Source organism: Bounagaea algeriensis, from assembly GCF_054491375.1.
The window spans coordinates 3,837,035-3,856,440 of record NZ_CM137102.1 but is presented as its reverse complement, the minus strand read 5'-3'; the positions used below and the strand labels follow the sequence as shown (position 1 = coordinate 3,856,440).

The 19,406-nt window shown below is 72.0% G+C and carries 17 protein-coding genes and 1 pseudogene; 14 read left to right on the top strand and 4 right to left on the bottom strand.

What is annotated here, in order from left to right; translation table 11 throughout:
• The first annotated feature begins 186 nt into the window (after window positions 1–186).
• From eno to ACVGV2_RS17485, 4 genes are all read left to right on the top strand, one after another.
• Window positions 187–1,476: a phosphopyruvate hydratase gene (gene eno / locus ACVGV2_RS17500; protein WP_459163436.1), complete on the top strand. Its 1,290-nt coding sequence runs from the start codon at window positions 187–189 to the stop codon at window positions 1,474–1,476.
• Between the two features lie 3 nt (window positions 1,477–1,479).
• Window positions 1,480–1,998 (top strand): FtsB family cell division protein, encoded by a 519-nt coding sequence (locus tag ACVGV2_RS17495; RefSeq protein WP_459163435.1) that lies wholly within the window; start codon window positions 1,480–1,482, stop codon window positions 1,996–1,998.
• Window positions 1,995–2,513 carry a DUF501 domain-containing protein gene (locus ACVGV2_RS17490; protein WP_459163434.1) on the top strand — a complete coding sequence of 173 codons (519 nt, stop codon included), beginning with the start codon at window positions 1,995–1,997 and terminating at the stop codon, window positions 2,511–2,513. Before ACVGV2_RS17495 ends, ACVGV2_RS17490 begins: the two co-directional genes overlap by 4 nt.
• A 159-nt stretch (window positions 2,514–2,672) precedes the next feature.
• The gene (locus tag ACVGV2_RS17485) at window positions 2,673–3,974 is read left to right on the top strand and encodes a lytic transglycosylase domain-containing protein (protein ID WP_459163433.1); all 1,302 of its coding nucleotides are present in this window, start codon (window positions 2,673–2,675) and stop codon (window positions 3,972–3,974) included.
• Between the two features lie 26 nt (window positions 3,975–4,000).
• On the opposite strand, the pseudogene ACVGV2_RS17480 reads toward ACVGV2_RS17485, so the two are convergent.
• Window positions 4,001–4,141 (bottom strand): annotated as a pseudogene (locus ACVGV2_RS17480) (thioesterase family protein); the annotation flags it as partial.
• 98 nt (window positions 4,142–4,239) lie between these two features.
• Between ACVGV2_RS17480 and ACVGV2_RS17475 the strand changes: the two are divergent.
• The 8 genes from ACVGV2_RS17475 (at window position 4,240) to ACVGV2_RS17440 (ending at window position 12,597) form a co-directional block, all read left to right on the top strand.
• On the top strand, window positions 4,240–5,193 hold the full coding sequence (locus ACVGV2_RS17475; RefSeq protein WP_459163432.1) for a Ppx/GppA phosphatase family protein: 954 nt from the start codon (window positions 4,240–4,242) through the stop codon (window positions 5,191–5,193).
• A gap of 220 nt (window positions 5,194–5,413) precedes the next feature.
• Entirely contained in the window at window positions 5,414–7,033 is a 1,620-nt protein-coding gene (locus ACVGV2_RS17470; RefSeq protein ID WP_459163431.1) for a peptide ABC transporter substrate-binding protein, read from the top strand.
• Window positions 7,034–7,138: 105 nt separating this feature from the next.
• The gene (locus ACVGV2_RS17465; protein WP_459163430.1) at window positions 7,139–8,065 is read left to right on the top strand and encodes an ABC transporter permease; all 927 of its coding nucleotides are present in this window, start codon (window positions 7,139–7,141) and stop codon (window positions 8,063–8,065) included.
• Window positions 8,058–9,038: an ABC transporter permease gene (locus ACVGV2_RS17460; protein WP_459163429.1), complete on the top strand. Its 981-nt coding sequence runs from the start codon at window positions 8,058–8,060 to the stop codon at window positions 9,036–9,038. Before ACVGV2_RS17465 ends, ACVGV2_RS17460 begins: the two co-directional genes overlap by 8 nt.
• An 84-nt stretch (window positions 9,039–9,122) precedes the next feature.
• Window positions 9,123–10,061 carry an ABC transporter ATP-binding protein gene (locus tag ACVGV2_RS17455; RefSeq protein ID WP_459166040.1) on the top strand — a complete coding sequence of 313 codons (939 nt, stop codon included), beginning with the start codon at window positions 9,123–9,125 and terminating at the stop codon, window positions 10,059–10,061.
• Window positions 10,054–11,055 carry an ABC transporter ATP-binding protein gene (locus tag ACVGV2_RS17450; RefSeq protein ID WP_459163428.1) on the top strand — a complete coding sequence of 334 codons (1,002 nt, stop codon included), beginning with the start codon at window positions 10,054–10,056 and terminating at the stop codon, window positions 11,053–11,055. Before ACVGV2_RS17455 ends, ACVGV2_RS17450 begins: the two co-directional genes overlap by 8 nt.
• A 142-nt stretch (window positions 11,056–11,197) precedes the next feature.
• Entirely contained in the window at window positions 11,198–12,292 is a 1,095-nt protein-coding gene (locus ACVGV2_RS17445; RefSeq protein WP_459163427.1) for a TNT domain-containing protein, read from the top strand.
• The gene (locus tag ACVGV2_RS17440; protein WP_459163426.1) at window positions 12,289–12,597 is read left to right on the top strand and encodes a hypothetical protein; all 309 of its coding nucleotides are present in this window, start codon (window positions 12,289–12,291) and stop codon (window positions 12,595–12,597) included. The genes ACVGV2_RS17445 and ACVGV2_RS17440 overlap by 4 nt, the downstream gene beginning before the upstream one ends.
• A 463-nt stretch (window positions 12,598–13,060) precedes the next feature.
• Here the strand turns inward: ACVGV2_RS17440 and hisN are convergent, their stop codons facing one another.
• On the bottom strand, window positions 13,061–13,855 hold the full coding sequence (gene hisN, locus ACVGV2_RS17435) for a histidinol-phosphatase (RefSeq protein WP_459163425.1): 795 nt from the start codon (window positions 13,853–13,855) through the stop codon (window positions 13,061–13,063).
• Between the two features lie 203 nt (window positions 13,856–14,058).
• Between hisN and ACVGV2_RS17430 the strand changes: the two genes are divergently transcribed.
• Complete coding sequence (locus ACVGV2_RS17430) at window positions 14,059–14,733, top strand: response regulator transcription factor (RefSeq protein WP_459163424.1); 675 nt, start codon at window positions 14,059–14,061, stop codon at window positions 14,731–14,733.
• A 3-nt stretch (window positions 14,734–14,736) separates the two neighbouring features.
• Window positions 14,737–16,014, top strand: a complete 1,278-nt coding sequence (locus ACVGV2_RS17425) for an ATP-binding protein (RefSeq protein WP_459163423.1) — start codon at window positions 14,737–14,739, stop codon at window positions 16,012–16,014.
• 1 nt (window position 16,015) lies between these two features.
• Here the strand turns inward: ACVGV2_RS17425 and ACVGV2_RS17420 are convergent, their stop codons facing one another.
• Together ACVGV2_RS17420 and ACVGV2_RS17415 are read right to left on the bottom strand one after the other, a co-directional pair.
• A complete protein-coding gene (locus ACVGV2_RS17420) occupies window positions 16,016–16,543 on the bottom strand; it encodes a GtrA family protein (protein ID WP_459163422.1) in 528 nt (175 codons plus the stop codon).
• Window positions 16,544–16,613: 70 nt separating this feature from the next.
• Window positions 16,614–19,313: a sigma-70 family RNA polymerase sigma factor gene (locus ACVGV2_RS17415; RefSeq protein WP_459163421.1), complete on the bottom strand. Its 2,700-nt coding sequence runs from the start codon at window positions 19,311–19,313 to the stop codon at window positions 16,614–16,616.
• Between the last annotated feature and the right edge of the window lie 93 nt (window positions 19,314–19,406).

The following is a 19,406-nucleotide window of genomic DNA, read 5'->3' as shown; positions in this document are numbered from 1 at the left end:
GCGCGGCGCCGCGGCCGTCAGGCTGGACGGGCGGGCGGCACAGCGACGTGTCGAAGGCGACGGGAGTGCGGACGGCCCGGCCCGAGCGCATAGGCTCGGGAGTGGCCGGTACCGCCGGGGCGGCGCAACCGCCTCCGAGGTCACCGCCGCGAGGTCAGATCGTTGGAACGCTGGTAAGGAGCACACGTGGCGATCATCGAGCAGGTCGGCGCCCGCGAGATCCTCGATTCCCGGGGCAACCCGACGGTCGAGGTCGAAGTGGCGCTGGAGGACGACACGCACACCCGCGCCGCGGTGCCTTCGGGCGCCTCGACCGGTGAGCACGAAGCGGTCGAGCTGCGCGACGGGGACGCCGGCCGTTACGGCGGGAAGGGCGTGCAGCACGCGGTCACCGCCGTCCTCGACGAGATCGGTCCGGAACTGCAGGGGCTGGAAGCCACCGAGCAGCGCGTCGTCGACCAGAAGCTGCTGGACCTCGACGGCACGGCCACCAAGTCCCGGCTCGGGGCGAACGCGCTGCTGGGCGTGTCGCTGGCCGTGGCCAAGGCCGGAGCCGAGTCCTCCGGGCTGGACCTCTTCCGCTACCTGGGCGGCCCGAACGCGCACGTGCTGCCCGTGCCGATGATGAACATCCTCAACGGCGGCGCCCACGCGGACACCGGTGTGGACATCCAGGAGTTCATGATCGCGCCGATCGGCGCTGACAGCTTCGCCGAGGCACTGCGCTGGGGCGCGGAGACCTACCACGCGTTGAAATCGGTGCTCAAGTCCAAGGGCCTGGCCACCGGCCTCGGTGACGAGGGCGGGTTCGCCCCGACGCTGAGCAGCAACCGGGAAGCGCTGGACCTGATCACCACGGCGATCGAGAAGGCCGGCTACAAACCGGGGCGGGACATCGTGCTCGCGCTGGACGTGGCGGCCACCGAGTTCTGCTCCGCGGGCGTGTACACCTTCGAGGGCAAGCAGTGGACCGCCGAGCAGCTGTCCGGCTACTACAGCGAGCTCGTCGACGCCTACCCGCTGGTGTCCATCGAGGACCCGCTGTCCGAGGACGACTGGACCGGCTGGGAGCAGCTGACCAACCAGATCGGCGGCAAGGTCCAGCTCGTCGGCGACGACCTGTTCGTCACCAACCAGGGCCGCCTCGAGGAGGGGATCAACCGCGGCGTGGCCAACGCGCTGCTGGTGAAGGTCAACCAGATCGGCACCCTCTCCGAGACCCTGGACGCGGTGCAGCAGGCCACCTCCGCCGGCTACAAGAGCATGCTCAGCCACCGCTCCGGGGAGACCGAGGACACCACGATCGCCGATCTCGCCGTGGCCACCGGCTGCGGCCAGATCAAGACCGGTGCGCCCGCGCGCAGCGAGCGGGTGGCCAAGTACAACCAGCTCGTGCGGATCGAGGAGCTGCTCGGCGACGCCGCGCGGTTCGCGGGCGAGCTCGCGTTCCCGCTGTTCACACCCGTGGAGGACTGATACATGCCGGTCGGGCGCGTTTCGCGCAACACGGGCCGCCGCGGTCGGGACGACTCGCGGCGGCCGGCCCGCGCCCGTCGCGGCACGTCCCCCCGGCCGACCGGGGCCAAGCGGTCCCGGTCGGCCTCGGGCAGCACCGGCGGTGCGTTCAAGCTCTCGTCCACGCCCCGCGCCGCGGTGCTGGCGCTGGTGGTGTGCGCCATGGCGTTGAGCGTCGCGGTGCCGCTGCGCACCTACTGGAGCCAGCGCACCGAGCTCGGCGCGCAGCAGGAGCGCCGCGCGCAGCTGGAACGCGAGGTGCAGTCGCTGCAGCAGCGCAAGGAGGAGCTGTCCGACCCGGCGCAGGTGGAGGCCGAAGCGCGCGAGCGGCTCGGTTACGTGCGCCCCGGTGAGACGCCGTACATGGTGCACGTGCCGCCCGCGGAGGCCACCGCGGACAGCGACGGGTCCGCGGCGGAGCACGAGGACGTGCCCTGGTACGAACAGCTGTGGAAGTCGGTGCGAGGGGAGGACGGATCGTGACGACGGGCACTCCCGAAGCGGTGCCGCCGATCGACGAGCACGACCGGGAGGCCGTCGAGCGGCAGCTGGGACGCCGTCCGCGCGGGTTGCGCTCCGTCGCGGCCCGGGACGCCGCGGGCGATCCGACCGCCGTGTGCACCAACCCGCGCCTGGAGGACGGGACCCCGTTCCCCACGCTGTACTACCTGACCGCGCCCGCTCTGGTCAGCGCGGCCGCCACGCTCGAATCCGAAGGCCTCATGCGGGAGATGACCGAGCGGCTCGAGCAGGAAGCGGAACTGGCCGAGCGCTACCGCCGCGCGCACGAGGCGTACCTGGCCGAGCGGGACGCGCTGCAGTCGCTCGGCACCCGCGTCAGCGCCGGGGGCATGCCCGATCGCGTCAAGTGCCTGCACGTCCACCTGGCGCACGCGCTCGCCGTCGGCCGCGGGACCAACCCGATCGGTGACGAGCTGATCGACCTCATCGCGCAGCGCTGGCCCCACCTGCGGGGCGCGCTCGGACTCGGCGCGTGAACCCGCCCGTCCCCGACTCGTCCGGGTGACCTCGCGCTGCGACCACCCGGCGATCTTCCCCGCTGTCCGGTAAGGAAGGGAATCGTGCGCGGGCATTGCGCCCCTGGGGGCACCGCCCGCGGCGCGATACGGCGCCGACTCGCGCGCGGGGAGAGGGCAGTGGCGTTGGACGAGGACAGCCGAGCGCGACGCGGCCGCGACCGCCACAACCCGTGGCGCCGTCGCAGGCGCGTCGAAACCGTCGTGGCCGCACCGATCGTGGCCGCCTCGGCGGCCGTGCTCGTGGTCACCGGGATGCTCACGCAGCGGGGCGAGGACTCGGCGCAGGAGGCCGACGCGCCGCCGCGCACGCTCGGCATCGCCGGTGCGCTGCCGGAGCGGCTCGATCCGCGGCCGCCCGGCTCGGGCGGGTCGCAGAACTCCGCGGCCGAAGCCGCCGATCCCGCTTCCCCGGACGGTGCGGCGCGGGCGGGGCGGTTGGACATCCCCGAGTCGGTGCTGGAGACCTACCGGGCCTCGGCGCGGGCGGTCTCGGACGAGCAACCCGGCTGCGGACTGCACTGGTCGGTGCTGGCCGCACTGGGACGCGTCGAGTCCGGGCACGCGGAAGGCGGCGCGATCGACGCGAACGGCACGACCACCACGCCGATCCTCGGGCCGGTGCTCGACGGCGACGGCGTGGCCGAGATCCCGGACACCGACGGCGGGCGGCTCGACGGAGACCCGCGCTGGGACCGCGCGGTCGGTCCGATGCAGTTCATCCCGGGGACGTGGCGCGTGGTCGCGGAACCGGGCACGGATCCGAACAACCTGGGCGATGCCACCACGGCGGCGGGGGAGTACCTCTGCGCAGGAGGCCGGGACCTGAGCCGTCCGCAGGAGCTGGCCCGCGCCGTGTTCGCCTACAACCGCTCCGGCGAGTACGTGCGCGAAGTGCTCGTCTGGGCGAACGCCTACGAGCGCGGTGTGGCCCCGAGCCCCGGCGAACTGGCACCTCCGCAGGAGTCGGCTCCGGACGTGACCGGGCCGTACTTCCCGCGGATCGAGCCGCTGCCACCCGCGGATCCCGTCCCGCCACCGAGGTTCACCCCCCGGGCCGGCAGCGCGCAGCCGGGCGGCTCCGCCGCACCGCAGGGACCGCCGCCCGAGCTGTCGGAGGGCACCGCCTCCGCACCTGCGCAGCCGCCGGCGGGCGAGCAGTCCCCGGAGGGCTCCCCGCGGCCGGAGGCTCCCGCCCGGCCGTCCGAGGCGACCTCGTCGCAGCCGCCGGAGGCGGGCTCACCGGAGGAGCAGGCACCCCGGGAAACTCAGACGCCCCAGGAGACCCAGACGACCCCGGAGGACCAGACGTCCCCGGCGGACCAGACGTCCCAGGAGGTCCAGCCGCCTGCTGCCGAGGCCCCCGCGCCGGGTGACGTCGAGGTGCCGCTGCCGCCCGCGCACCCGGTCGGCGAGTCCTGAGAATCCCCGGCAGCCGCGGACGCCCGTCACCCCGCGGCGGGCGGAGCGGGGCGGACGGTGAGGATCTGCTGCGCCTGCCCGACGGGGCCGTGGACGTCGTGCAGGCAGGTGCTGGTGAGGCCTTGGCCGGCGGGTCCGAAGGTCACCGCGGTGTCGAGCCCGGTCCAGCGGCACACGAGCGCCGATCCGCGGACTCCCTTACTAGTGTGGTGACCGCACCCCTCACCGGGAGCGGTGCGCACCGACACTGCGAGGAGGAACGCCGATGGCACGGGTCGCCGCGATCGACTGCGGGACGAACTCGATCCGCCTGCTGATCGCCGATGTGGCGGTGACCGGGGACGGGCGGCGCGAGCTGCGGGACGTGCAGCGGGAGATGCGCATCGTCCGGCTCGGTCAGGGAGTGGACGCGTCGGGGCGGCTCGCCGATGAGGCGATCGAGCGCACCCGGCTGGCCCTGGTGGACTACGCCGAGGCCGCGCGGCAGGCCGGTGCCGAGCGCGTCCGCATGGTGGCCACCTCGGCCACCCGCGACGCGGCGAACCGGGACGACTTCTTCGGCATGGTCCGCAGCACGCTCGGCGTCGACGCCGAGGTGGTCACCGGCCAGGAGGAGGCGCAGCTGTCGTTCACCGGTGCGGTCAGCGCCTTCGACCCCTCCGGCAGCCCGTTCGCGGTCACCGACGTCGGCGGCGGCTCGACCGAACTGGTGCTGGGCACGTGGGACGGCGCGCAGGCGCGGGTGCAGGCGTCGTACTCGGCCGACATCGGCTGCGTGCGGCTGACCGAGCGGTGCCTGCCGTCCGACCCGGCGACGGCCGACGAGGTCGCCGAGGCGGAGAAGGTCGCGCGGTCCGTGCTCGACGAGGCGTTCGCCGCCGTGGACGCCTCGGGCGCGCACACGTGGATCGGTGTGGCGGGCACGGTGACGACGTTGTCGGCGCTGGCCATGGGGCTGGAGGAGTACGACTCGGTGCGCATCCACCGCTCGTCCGTGCCGCGGGAGGGCATCGAGCGGCTGACCGGTGATCTGCTGCGCATGCAGCACTCCGAGCGCGCCGCGCTGGGGCCGATGCACCCCGGGCGGGTGGACGTGATCGGCGGCGGTTCGCTGGTGGTGAAGGTGCTCGCCGACGAGTTCGCCGAACGCGCGGGCATCGCCGAGATGGCGGTGAGCGAGCAGGACATCCTCGACGGCATCGCGCTGTCGCTCGTGTGAACTTCTCGCTCGTGTGAAGCTGGAAGAGCCTCCCATGGTGTGGACCAATTGGCCCGCCATATGGCTGAATTGTCGTCTGTACCGAGAAAGTCGGCTACGTCTTGATGACACACCCGCACTGTGGGCCACCTCTCGCCTAAATTGTGCGCGAGCCACGCGGCGGACCGGACCGACGGCGGTCCGTGGCGTCGCGCGGCTGGTGCGTTAGCGGGAGGTACACATGCGGAAACGACGCTTGGCCGCCTGGGTGGCGGCCCCACTCGTGGTGGGGCTGGTCGCCAGCGGCTGCGGCGGCAGCGGCGCCAGCACGGAGGAGGGCTACATCTCGGTCAACACGACCGAGCCGGAGAACCCGCTGGTGCCCGCGGACACTACGGAAACCGGCGGCGGACGCCCGATCGACGCGATGTTCACGGGCCTGGTCGGCTACGACTCCGAGAGCAGCGAGCCCTACAACGAGCACGCCGAGTCGATCGAGACCGAGGACAACCGGGTCTACACCATCACGCTCAAACCGGGCTGGACGTTCCACGACGGCACCCCCGTGACCGCGGAGAGCTACGTCCGGGCGTGGAACTACGCGGCCTACGCCCCCAACGGGCAGTCCGCCGCGTCGTTCTTCTCGCACATCGAGGGCTTCGACGAGGTCAACCCGGGCGGCGGGGAGGGCGAAGGACCGCAGCCCGAACCGCAGGCGCAGGAGATGTCCGGCCTCGAGGTGATCGACGAGCGCACCTTCCGGGTCACCCTCGACCAGCCCTTCGCCATCTTCCCCACGACGCTGGGCTATCCCGCGTTCTCCCCGATGCCGAACGCCTTCTTCGACGACCCCGAGGGCTTCGAGCAGCACCCGATCGGCAACGGCCCGTTCAGGTTCGAACAGCGGCAACCGAACGCGCACATCACGCTCGGCCGCTTCGAGGAGTACAAGGGCGAGCACAAGCCGCAGATCCGCGGCGTCGAGTTCCGCGTCTACAACGAGCAGGAAACCGCCTACCAGGACGTGCGCTCCGGCAACCTCGACTTCATCGACTCGGTCCCGCCGTCGGCCCTGGTCGACGACAAGTGGCGCACCGACCTGCAGGACCGCGTGGTGGACAAGGAGATCCTGCGCAACAACGCGCTGCAGCTGCCGCTGTACCGGGAGGAGTACCAGGACCCGCGGGTGCGCAAGGCGCTGTCCATGGGCATCGACCGCGAACGCATCACCGACGTGGTGTTCAACGGCGCCTACACCCCGGCGAAGGGCTGGGTGCCCAAGAACGTCATCCCCGACTACGAGACCGGCGCCTGCGGTGAGAACTGCGAGTTCCAGCCGGACCGCGCCAAGCAGCTGCTCGACGAATCCGGCTTCGAAGGCCCCGTCAACATCACGTCCAACGCGGACGGCGGGCACAAGGAGTGGATCGAGGCGCTCTGCGGGCAGTGGAAGAACAACCTCGGCCTGGACTGCACCTTCAACTCGGTGCCCACCTTCTCCCAGTTCCTGACGATGCACGACAACCGCTCGCACAACGACCCGTTCCGGTTCGGCTGGGTCGGCGACTACCCGTCCGCGGAGACCTTCCTCGGCAAGATCTACCGCACCGGTGCCTCGTCGAACTACATGGACTACTCCAACCCCGAGTTCGACAGGGCGATGGACGCCGCCGACAGGGCACCCAGCATCGAGGAGAGCAACAAGGGGTACCAGCAGGCCGAACAGGTCCTCGCCCAGGACATGCCCTCCATCCCGCTGTGGGACCAGAAAGCCGTCTCCGGCTACTCCGAGCGCCTGGAGAACGTGCACGTCCAGTTCGACATGAGCCTCGACCTGGAAACGGTGCGCCTGACCGAGTGAGCGCGCGGATCCACGGGTCCGGCCGCACCCGGCCGGGCCCGTGGCGCGTTCGCGCACCGCTCCTTCGGAGCACCGCAGGCAGAAACCGTTGCGAGGAGGTCCGGCGTGGGACGCTACATCCTCAGGCGCCTACTCCAGTTCGTCCCGGTGTTCATCGGGACCACCTTCATCATCTACGCGCTCGTGTGGGCGCTGCCGGGCGATCCGTTCGCCGGCCGGTGCGGTGAACGCGCCTGCCCACCGGCCTACATCGCGGAGATGACCGACAAGTACAACCTGGACGATCCGCTGATCATCCAGTACTTCAAGTACCTCGGCCAGTTGCTGCAGGGCGACTTCGGCGAGACCTACGCCGGCGTGTCCGTCGGGCAGCTCGTCGGCGACGCCTACCCGATCACCATCCGGCTGGCCGTCATCGGCCTGGCCTTCGCCGCCGTCATCGGCATCGCGGCCGGCGTCCTCACCGGTCTGCGCGGCCGCGGGCTCGTGGACAACCTCGTGCTCGTGTCCACGCTGTTCCTCATCTCGCTGCCGGTGTTCGTCACCGGCTTCGTGCTGCAGGTGCTGCTCGGCACCGAGTGGGGCCTCATCAACCCCAGCGTGAGCTCGCAGGGCCGGTGGGGAGAACTCATCGTGCCCGGGCTCGTGCTGGGCAGCCTGTCCATGGCGTACGTGGCGCGGCTCACCCGCACCAGCATCATGGAGAACAAGCGCGCCGACTACGTGCGCACCGCCCACGCCAAGGGCCTGGCACCGCGCCGCGTCGTCGGCGTGCACCTGCTGCGGAACTCGCTCATCCCCGTGATCACGTTCATGGGCACCGAGCTCGGAGCGCTCATGGGCGGCGCGATCGTCACCGAGGGCGTGTTCAACATCAAAGGCATCGGCGGGTTGGTCTTCGACGCCATCCAGACCAAGGAAGGCGTCACCGTCACCGGCGTGGTGACGCTGCTCGTGCTCGTGTACCTGCTGATGAACCTGCTCGTAGACGTGCTCTACGCGGTTCTCGATCCGAGGATTCGCTATGACTGACATGCGACGGTCCCCCGCGGACAGGAACGCAGCGGCCGCAGCGGACGAGGTGCGGTCGCCCGCACCCGCGCCTGCGCAGCCGGCGGGCGGCGGCAAGCAGGAGAAGCCGCGCGGCTTGTGGGCCGACGCGTGGCGCGACCTGCGGCGCCGCCCGCTGTTCGTGATCGGCAGCGCGCTGCTGGTGCTGCTGCTCGTGATGGCCGCGTTCCCGCAGCTGTTCACCTCCGCAGACCCGACGCACCAGGACCTGCTCCGCGTCCGCGAAGGCCCCTCGGGCGAGGCGTGGTTCGGCTACGACGCCCAGGGGCGCGACATCTACGCGCGCTGCATCTACGGGGCGCGCACCTCGATCATCGTCGGCGTGCTGGCGACCGCGCTGACCGTCCTCATCGGATCGGTCGTCGGGCTGGTCACCGGGTACTTCGGCGGCTGGTTGGACAGCCTGCTGTCCCGCTTCGCCGAGGTCTTCCTGGGCCTGCCGTTCGTGCTCGGTGCGATCGTCGTGCTCACCACGCTCAACCCGGCGAACCAGCAACCCGAACCCGCGCGGATCATCACGCAGGTGATCCTGGCGATCTCGCTGCTGTCGTGGCCGATCTCGATGCGCATCATGCGTTCGGCCGCGATCGCGGCCAAGCAGCAGGACTACGTCAAAGCCGCGCGCGCCCTCGGTGCGGGGCCGTTGCGGGTGATCCGCTACCACCTGCTGCCGAACACGATCTCGCCGGTGCTCGTCTACGCCACGATCGCGCTCGGCGGGTTCATCGGCGCCGAGGCCACGCTGTCCTTCCTCGGCGTGGGCCTGCAGTCGCCGGTGGTGTCCTGGGGCGTGATGATCGCCGACTCGCGCGACTACATCTCCGTGGCACCGCACCTGCTGTTCTTCCCGGCCGCGTTCCTGGTCGTCACCGTGCTGACCTTCGTCATGCTCGGCGACGCGGTGCGCGACGCACTCGACCCGAAGCAGAAGTAGGAGGAGATCGTGTCCACACAGGACAGCAGCGCGTCCGGCGCGGCACCCCTGCTCGCGGTCGACGACCTGCACGTCGAGTTCCGCATGCGGGAGAGCACCGCCCGCGTGCTCAACGGCGTGAGCTACCACGTCCGGGCCGGCGAAACGCTCGCCGTGCTGGGCGAGTCCGGTTCCGGCAAGAGCGTCACCGCGCAGACCGTCATGGGCATCCTGGACATGCCGCCCGGCGTGATCACCGGCGGCTCGATCCACTACCGCGGTCAGGACCTGCTCACCGCGGGCGAGGAGAAGCGCAGGAAGCTGCGCGGTGAGTCCATGGCGATGATCTTCCAGGACGCGCTCTCGGCGCTGAACCCCGTGTACACCGTCGGGCACCAGATCGGGGAGCAGTTGCGCCTGCGGCGCGGCATGTCGCGCCGCGACGCGGCGAAACGCGCCGCGGAACTGCTCGACATGGTGCGCATCCCCAACGCGAAGCAGCGCGTGCGGGAATACCCGCACCAGTTCTCCGGCGGGATGCGGCAGCGCGCCATGATCGCCATGTCGTTGGCGCTCGACCCGGAGCTGCTCATCGCCGACGAGCCCACCACGGCGCTGGACGTCACGGTGCAGGCCCAGATCATGGACATGCTCGACGACATCCGCCGCGAACAGGGCATGGGGATGATCCTCATCACCCACGATCTCGGCGTCGTCGCCGAGATCGCCGACCGCATCGCCGTGATGTACGCCGGGCGCGTCGTCGAATCGGCCGACGCGGAAGAGCTGTACCGGCGTCCCGCCCACCCCTACACCGAAGGGCTCATGCGGTCCATTCCGCGCATGGACGCCAAGGAGTCCACACTGGACAGCATTCACGGCATGCCGCCGAGCATGTCCGCCATTCCCAGCGGATGTCCGTTCCACCCGCGGTGCCCGCACGCGCGAGAGCGGTGCGCGGTGGAAGTCCCCGGCTACCACGAACCCGAGCCCGGCCGGATCAGTGCCTGCCACTTCGCCGAGGAGTTGATGAGCCGTGTCTGAGCCGATCCTCGAGGTGCGCGACCTCGTCAAGCACTTCCCGATCACCCGCGGAGTCCTGTTCCGCAAGACGATCGGCCACGTGCGCGCAGTCGACGGCGTTTCCTTCGACCTCAACCGCGGTGAAACGCTCGGCATCGTCGGCGAAACCGGTTGCGGCAAGTCGACTCTCGCGCAGGTGTTGATGAACCTGGAACGCCCGACGAGCGGGCAGGCCTTCTTCGAAGGTCGCGACATGTTCCGGATGAAGAGCAGCGAACTGCGGAAGCTGCGCCGCGACATCCAGATCGTGCTGCAGGACCCGTACACCTCGCTGAACCCGCGGCGCACCGTCGGCGACATCATCGGCGAACCCTTCGAGCTGCACCCGGACGTCGCGCCGAAGGGCGACCGGCAGCGGCGAGTGCAGGAACTGCTCGAGGTCGTCGGACTCAACCCGGAGCACATCCAGCGCTACCCGCACCAGTTCTCCGGCGGCCAACGGCAGCGGATCGGGATCGCGCGGGCGCTGGCGCTGCGGCCCAAGGTCATCATCTGCGACGAGCCGGTGTCCGCACTGGACGTGTCCATCCAGGCGCAGGTAATGAACCTGCTGGCGCAGTTGCAGTCCGAGCTCGGCCTGTCGTACATCTTCATCGCGCACGACCTCGGCGTCGTCCGGCACCTCTCCGACCGGGTCGGGGTGATGTACCTCGGGCGCATCGTGGAAACCGGGACCGAGCAGGAGATCTACGAACACCCGCAGCACCCCTACACGCAGGCGTTGCTGTCGGCCGTGCCCGTACCCGACCCGTCAGTGCGCGAGCGGCGGGAGACGATCCGGCTCGTCGGCGACGTGCCGAGCCCGGCCGACCCGCCGTCCGGGTGCCGGTTCCGCACGCGGTGCTGGAAGGCGCAGGACGTGTGCGCCGAACAGGACCCCGCGCTCGAGCGGCAGGACGGCCGGCACGACGTGGCCTGCCACTTCGCCGAGGAGCGGCCCCAGGTCGTGTCCTGACGCCCGCCCGGCTCCGCGCCTGCGGCGCGACGAAGCACTGCGAGTTGTCGCGGCTCGCTCGGGGCGGGGCCTGCGTCGCGGTCGCCGCCGGCGGCGGGCGGATATCCTGGCGCCAGGAAGTCACGGCGAGGGAGGATGCGGCGTGTCCGACCGAGCACCGCGCGGCGAGGAAACCGACGCGTCCGACACGGGGCCGATCGCGGCACCCGAGGGCTCCTCCGCGGCCGACACGGGTCCGATACCGCTCGCCGCGCCCGGTCGGGAATCGCGGACCGCCCCCGGGCGGGCGCTTCCCCCGGCAGACCCCCGTGCCGGCCCGGGCTCGCAGGTCGGCGTGCCCCGCGGCGCGGAGCAGGTGCGTCCGCGTGCGGCGCTGCGCCCCGCCGCGCCCGGAATCCCACCCGTGTCGCAGCGTCCCGCACGCGCCGCGCGCACGCCGCGCAGCGCGGAGGCCACCGCGTTCGTGCTGCACCAGTTCCCGCTCGGGTACATGCCCGTCTCCGCCAGCACCCCGGTGCATCAGCGCGCAGGGGAGGGGATCGAGCAGCAGCGCGAGCTGCGCGCGGCGTACTCGGCGCAGCAGCCCGCGGATCCCACCGGTCCGGAAGCCGCCGGGATCCTCGGACCTGCAACCGCGTTGCCGGCGGAGCTGCTGACCGGGTACGAGCCCGACGGCGGGTTCGACCCGCGGGAATGGGACTGCAACTACCGCGATGACACGGGCGAGGGCGGTTACGTCTGGCCTCCGTCCGGGTCGCCGGGGTCGGTGGAGCCGCTGCCCGCGGGCGCCGAGGTGGACCTGCTGGGCACGCCAGCGCGGCGCGTCGTGTTCGCCGCTGGCACGCCGTTCGCCGAGCGGGCGCAGCCGCCGGAGTACCGCCGGCGGCCCTACCGCCGGTTCCGCGTGCGGCGCGCGGTGCCGGTCGTGCGTGACGAAGCGCAAGCGTGGTTCGGCCAACCCGGCGGCGGTACCCGCTACGTGCTGCCCTGCTCGGTGGTCGAGCTCGCGGCTTCGGGAAGTCTCGTCGAGGACACGGCCGGGGCGGCCGGCGGGGCGGATGCCGGTGTGGGAGTGGCGGGGCGTGCCGCGGAGCTCCCCGGCGGTTCCGGTGACTCGGAGCGGACGGATACTCGGGTGCGGGCGGTCGGCGGGAGCGACCCGTTGGACGCCCCGAACGAGTCGACCGGGGTGCGGTTCGGCTCGGAGGGAGAATCTGCGAGCCAGGAGGCCCGTTGAACGTCGAATCGGTGCTCGGCTGGCTGCGCGCCATGCACGTTCCGGCGGAGCTCGTGTCGGTCGGGGCGGAGGCCGATGACGCGTGGTGCCTGCTGCGTTCCGAGGCCGATGGCGCCGCCACCTGGGACGTGTTCTGGCGGGAGCACGGAAACCGCTACGACTGGGCGCGTTTCGAGGACGAACAGGTGGCGTGCTTCTACCTTTTCGGCCGGTTGACCTGGACCCAGCTCCTGCGCGGCGCCGTCGGTCCACTCGACACCACCCCCACTCCCGCCGACGGCACCGAACTCCCCACGTCCGAGTAGCTCGCCTGCCGCGATCCCCGAGCAAGTCGCCGGCACGATCTGGAACTCTTCCAGAGAGCACAATTTTCATGAAAATTGTGAGTTGTCCCCACACGGATAGAGCAGCATCCATCCCCAAGGGTGCGGGTTGTCCACAGGGGTGCTCATTCGATGGGGCGGTTGTGGGGGGTGACTGTATCGCGCGGTGGGTCGCATGGCCTCAAGCCGGATCGTCGCAGGGGCGCAGCACCACGCTCCGAGGCCGTGGCCGACCCACCGTGGTCCAAGTTGCGGCGGTCGAGCCACCTGGTCCGCGTCGCCCCCTCGGAGGGGTGCCGCCCGAGCCAGCACCAGCGGAGGGTTGCCGCCCGAGCCGCCGATCCGAGCCGCCTACCGTCGAGCCGTCGTGGAACGGGGCGGCCGCGGTCCGCGGCATGCGCACGGGAACTGGGCGCGCGAGGCAGGGCAGACCGAGCCGCGCGAGTCAGTCCGAGCGGAGCGCGGCCAGAGCCGCGTCGTGCAGGAGGCCGTTGGTGGACAGCGCGTTTCCGCCATCGATCCGCGCAGTGCCGTCGAGATCGGTGAACTGCCCGCCCGCTTCCTCCACGAGCAGCCGCGCAGCCGCGACGTCCCACGTGTTCACCACGGGCTCCGCGGCGATGTCGATGGCACCTTCGGCGACGAGGCAGTGGTGCCAGAAGTCGCCGAACGCCCGCGTCTCCCAGCAAGCGTCGAGCAGCCGCAGGTACGACGCGCGGGAGCGGTGGTTGCCCCACTCGGCCAGGTTCGTGGTGGACAGGTAGGCGTCCGCCAGGGTGCCCACGGCCGAGACCCCGAGCCGTTCGACCCCGCCCGCCGGGTTGTTCGCCCACGCTCCCTCGCCGGCACCGGCCCACCAGCGCCTGCCGAGCGCGGGAGCGCTGATCACCGCCACCCGCGGAAGTCCGTCTTCGAGCAGTGCGAGCAGGCTGGCCCACGCGGGCACACCGCGCAGGAAGTTCTTCGTCCCGTCGATGGGGTCGAGGATCCACGCGCGGCCGGCGTCGATCTGCCCGCCGCGCTCTTCGCCGACGACTCCGTCCGCGGGGCGCTGTTCGGCGAGCACCCCGCGCACCGCGTCCTCCACGGCGAGGTCGGCATCGGTGACCGGCGTCCGGTCGGGCTTTCGGTCGACGGTGAGGTCGCGCGCCCGGAAGCGCTCCAGCGTGATCCGGTCCGCCCGGTCGGCGAGATCCAGGGCCAGGTCGAGATCGCGGTCGTCACCAGTCACGCGGAGCACCCTACCGGGCGCGGGTGCGGCCGGGGCACGGCGACTGCCGAGGGCATCTGAAATCGATACGTGTTCGCAGGAACACGTGAAGTGCGCGATCCGCCGGGGAAATTCCGCTCGAACCGTTCATGGCGAGAGGAAGAACGCGCTGCGCAACGCCGCGTGGTCACAGCACCACCGACGCGATCCGCAGCGGCCTCTAGGCTGGAATCGTGAGTGTGGTCCTACTGGCGGAAGACGACCCGGCGATCGCCGAGCCACTGTCGCGCGCCCTGCAACGCGAGGGCTACTCGGTGCAGGTGCTGGAGGACGGTCCCGGAACGCTCGAAACAGCTTCCGCGGGAGGCGTCGACCTCCTCGTGCTCGACCTGGGCCTGCCGGACATGGACGGTCTCGAGGTGTGCAGGCGTTTACGAGCCCAGGGACGCGGCCTGCCCGTGCTGATGCTCACCGCGCGCACCGACGAGGTGGACTTCGTCGTCGGCCTCGACGCGGGCGCCGATGACTACGTGGCCAAGCCGTTCCGACTCGCCGAACTCATGGCGCGCATTCGCGCGCTGCTGCGCAGGGGAGCCCCGGACACGCTCGAGGCGTGCGGCGTGCGGCTCGACCTCACCGCCCGGCGCGTCCTCGTGGAGCAGCAGGAGGTGCAGTTGGCCAACAAGGAGTTCGAGCTGCTGCGGGTGCTGATGCAGCGCGCCGGGCAGGTGGTCAGCAGGGAGGAGATCCTGGAACAGGTCTGGCCCGAATCGGACCGCAAGGGGAGCAAGACGCTCGACATGCACATCTCCTGGCTGCGTCGCAAGCTCGGCGACGGCAACGGACGCATGGACGAAACGCACATCGCCACCGTGCGCGGTGTCGGATTCCGCTTCAACACAGACTGAGCCATGCGCCGCCGCATCCTCCGCGCCACGCTGCTGGCGGTCGCCGTGACCGCCATCGTGCTGGGCCTGCCGCTCGGGTTCAGCGCGTTGAAGCTCGTGCAGGACATCACCAGTGCCGGCCTGGCCACCCGCGCCCAGCAGATCGCGACGCTGCTGGACGAGCAGATCGCCGCGCACCGCCCCATCAACCTGGACACGGCGCGCTTGGCGGTACCGGACGGAGCCCGCCTCGTCGTGCGCACGCAGCAGCACGACTACACCTACGGGCCCGATCCGGGGGAGAACCCGCTCGTGGAGAGCGTGCCGATGGTGCAGAGCGGCACCGTCACGATCGCCGCGCCGAGCCAACCCGTGCGCATGCAGCAGTTGCAGGTCGCCGGGCTGCTGCTGTTGCTCGTGGTGTTCTCCGCGGCCACCGGGATGATCGTGGCCACGGTCACCGCGCGGCGGTTGGCCGACCCGCTCAGCCATGTCGCGGCGCGCGCCGCACGTCTCGGGGCGGGGGACTTCCGCGCCGATCCCACCAGGCACCAGGTGCCTGAACTCGACCGAGTCGCCGACGCCCTGGACGCTTCGGGTGCGGCGTTGTCGCAGCTCGTGCAGCGGGAGCGGGAGCTCGTCGGGGATGTGTCGCACCAGCTGCGCAGCCGGTTGACCGCGTTGCAGCTGCGGCTCGAGGCGTTGAGCACGATGGAGGACGAGGAGGTCTCCGAGGAGGCGCAGGCGGCGCTGGAGCAGGCGGAACGGCTCTCCGCGGTGCTGGACGACCTGCTGGCCGCGGCCACGGAAGCGCGGGCGCGGGAGGCGGAGCCGCTGGACGTTTCGGCGCTGCTGGACGAGGTCGCCGCGGAGTGGCGCGAGCCGTTGCACGCGGAGAACCGCTCGCTTCGCCTGCGGGTTTCGGACGGGCTGCTCGCCCGGGCCACGCCGGAACGGCTCCGCGAGGCCATCGGGGTGCTGCTGGACAACGCGCGGCACCACGGCAGGGGGCCCGTGGTGCTCACCGGCAAGCAGGGCAGCGGGACCGTGGTGATCGAGGTCAGCGACAGCGGACCGGGCGTGCCCGACGAGCTGGTCTCCCACGTGTTCGAGCGCGGCTTTTCGGGAGCGGGCTCCACGGGTGTGGGGCTGGCGTTGGCGCGGGCACTGGTGGAAGCCGATGGGGGGCGGATGGAGCTGAGCCAGTCGCGCCCGGCCGTTTTCAACATCTTCCTGCCGCTGGCCAGGGCCGATGATGTGCTCGGCGTGCCGTGGAACGCGGACGGCTCCACTCCCCGCTGACTCAGCGTTTCGTATCGGCCAGCGCCAGGTCGCGGTGCGTCGTGGCGGTGCTGCGGGGGAAGACCCAGCGGCGGAACGCCCACCAGCGGAACAGCATGCCGAGCAGGATGCCGATGATCTGCCCCGACGTGAAATCGGCGAGTTCTTCGACGAGCCTCGTGGTGTACGGCGTGTGCAGGTGCAGCAGGTGCCGTGAGATCCACAGCGGAGCCGAGTACATCCCGACGGCGAGACCGCTGACCACGAAGTACAGCAGCGCTTCGTGCGGAGTGCGGCGCCCGCCGCGCGTGCGGAACGACCACTCCCGGTTGAGCAGGTAGGAAGCGAACGTCGCGACCGTCACCGCGATGACCTTCGCGGTCACGGGTTGCTCGACCAGCACCGCGAGTTTCAGCAGGTAGAACAGCGCGGTGTCGAGCACGAACGTGGCCGCGCCGACGGTGCCGAACTTGAGGAACTCGCGGTGCCGGATCGCCAGGTCACGCACGCGGCGGGGGAGCCGTCCCGACGTCAACTCCACGGTGGACACGTCCCGAGTCTAGGGGCCGACCAGCGAACCGGCGTCCTTGCCCGTAGTGGGGGGCACCATGGCCTCTCCGTCACTGTCCGTGCGGGGGATTGGTTTCGCTGCTCGTGCCCTCCGGAGGTTTCGAGGTCGGCGCCTGCGAGGGGGACGGCGTCTGCGAGGGGGGCGGCGTCTGCGAGGGGGACGGCGCCGACGTTGCCTCCGCGTCGCCGTCCGGGGGAGGCGTTGTCGGCGGAGGCCCAGCGGACGACGGAGCGGACGGCCCAGTGGACGGCGGGGTGGACGGCCCAGTGGACGGCGGGGTGCTCGATGGAGCCGGCGGCCGTTGCTGCGACGGCGGTGACGGTTCCGCAGGACGAGTCGGTGTGCCCGAAGCGGGTGCGCTGGGCGTCGGCGTGCCCGGGCTCGGCGTGCTCGGAGCGGGTGGCGCAGTGGGGGTCGGCACCGACGGCGTCGGCTGCCCGGGAGACGTCGGCTGCCCGGGAGATGTCGGCTGGTCCGGAGTCGTCGGCACGGGAGTGCTCACCGAGGGGCTCGGTGACGGCGTCTCCGGCGGAGGTGTCGGCTCCGGCGGGCGCGGCGGCATCGGAGGCCACGGCGACCACGCGTGCAACGTGGCCGTGTCCCGGTCCGCGGCCGTGCCGAGGTGCGCCTGCGCGTGCACCGTCACGTCCCGGCCGAACGGGACCTGTTCGTGCGGCCACGACGCCGGCTCCGCCGACGGCCGCTGCGCCAGGTCCGGTTCGGTGTGCAGCCAGGCGTGACCGCGGAACACCTCGCCCGGGGCGAGCTCCTCCGCGCAGCGCAGGCGGTGCTCGGCGATGCGGTCGCAGCGCGCCGACCAGCCCGCGAGCTCGACCCTCTCCGGCAGCCGCAGCAGCACCTCGGCGCGGTCGGTGCTCCGGCCGGTGTTGTGCACCCGCAGGACCACCCGGCTGCTGTGCAGCCAGGGGACGCCGTCCCAGGCGGTGACGTGCGCCTCGACGCCGTCGCGCGGCGGATCCGGCGCGACCACGACGGGCACGGTCGGCAGGGTGACGTCCACCTCGCCACCGGATCCGATGCGCGCGTGGAGCTGCCCGCCGGTGGCCTCCTCCGCAGCTCGGACGCGGAAGTCGAAGCGGATCGACTCGCCGGGTTCGAGGCCGCGCGAGGTCGAGCACCGCAGCTGCGAGTCGGTTTCCGCGCAGGACACGTTCGGCCCGGGGGCCTGCGCGGCTGCGGTGCGCACCGCAGCCGGGGAAGTGCTCGCCGGTGCGGTGGCGGACCGCGCCGCTGCCGGCGCGCTCGCGGCGGGCCGTACCGACGCGGGCTGCACCGCGGCGGGTTGCGCCGACGCGGGTTGTACCGCGGCGGGTTGCGCTGACGCGGGTTGTACCGCGGCGGGTTGCGCCGATGCGGGGTCGCTGTCGGCGGGCGTGGCCGTGCCCTGGGGCTGCGCTTCGGGCAGCGCAGCCGACACGCCGTCCGGCAGGTCGAGGGTCACGGTGACCGGTTCCGACGTGGCGTCGCCGTCGTTGCGCACGGTGACGGGCAGGTCGGCCGGATCGCCGCCCGCGACGAGCCGCACCGGTTCGGCCGGACCGGTGGCCGCCAGGTCCTCCTCCGGAGGGGGCGGAACCGGCTGCGGTGCAGGAGGTTCCGGCGCGGGCGGAGGAGGCTCTTCGGCCGGGGGCTGCGGTGCAGGCGGGTTCTGCGGCTCGGGCGCTGGAGGAGCCGGTGGTTCGGGCTCCTGCGGCCGCTGCACCGGCGGCTGCGGCGGCGGAGCGGCCGCGGGCTGGGGCGGCTCACCGCTACCCGCGCTCAGCGCCAAGCCGATCGCGGCGAGGAATCCGCCGGCGGAGAGCGCAGCCGTGGCCGTCTGCCGCGGCCCGGAGGTCAGCGCTTCACCGGCGGCGCCGGCCCCGCCGGCCGCTCCCGCGCCGGCGGCGGCACCCGCGGTGGTGCCGCCCGCGGTGGCGCCGGCCGCCCACGACAGGTAGCCGGTCGTGGCGGCGAGGCCGAGCAGCGCCGCCGGCACGGTCCCGCGCAGCGTGTCGTTGATCGCGACGAGCTCGCCGGCCCGCGCGTGGCAGCGGTCGCACTCGTCGAGGTGGGCCTCCACCTGGGCGGTCTCGCGGCGGGCGAGCTTGCCGCGCGCCCAGGCCCCGAGGCGTTTGGCGGTGGACCGGCAGCGCACCGGAGCCCCCTCGGTGTCCAGTTGACCGAGGTGGACCTGCAGGTACTCCTGCCGCAGCCCTTCGCGGGCGCGGTAGACCAGGGCGGACACGCCGTTCGGGCTGAGCCCGAACTGCGCGGCCACGTCGGCGGGCGTCTGCTGCTCGATGACGACGTGCCACAGCACCGCCTGCCAGCGCTCCGGTAACCGCTGGAACGCCCGGGTGATGAGCGTGCGCTCCAACCCGGCCACCGCGGTGTCGGTGAACGGCACGCTGATGTCCGCGCCGGGCACCTCCCCGACGTCCGCGGCAGGCTGCTCCCGGGACTTGCGCGTCCGGTCGTAGGCGGTGTGCCGGATGGTGGTCAGCAGGTAGGCGCGGAACGCGTCGGTCGGGCCCCGGCCGGAGCGCAGCACGTCGAGCACGCGCGCGAAGGCTTCGGCGACGAGGTCCTCGGCATCGGCGGAGCCGCGCGCCACGGTCCGGGCCATGTTGTACGCGGCTTCGACGTGGCGCTGGTACAGCTGCGCGTACGCCTGGGTCGAACCGCCGCGAACGTCCTCGATCAACGCCGCGTCGCTGCGGTCCTGCACCTTCGTCGGGAGGCTCGCCACACCGCACCTCTCTCGCCGCTCGCTCCGCCCGCGGGCGGAGCCCCCGGGCCACCCGGTCCCCGCCGGGACTTCCCGCGCCCTCCGGCGCGCTCT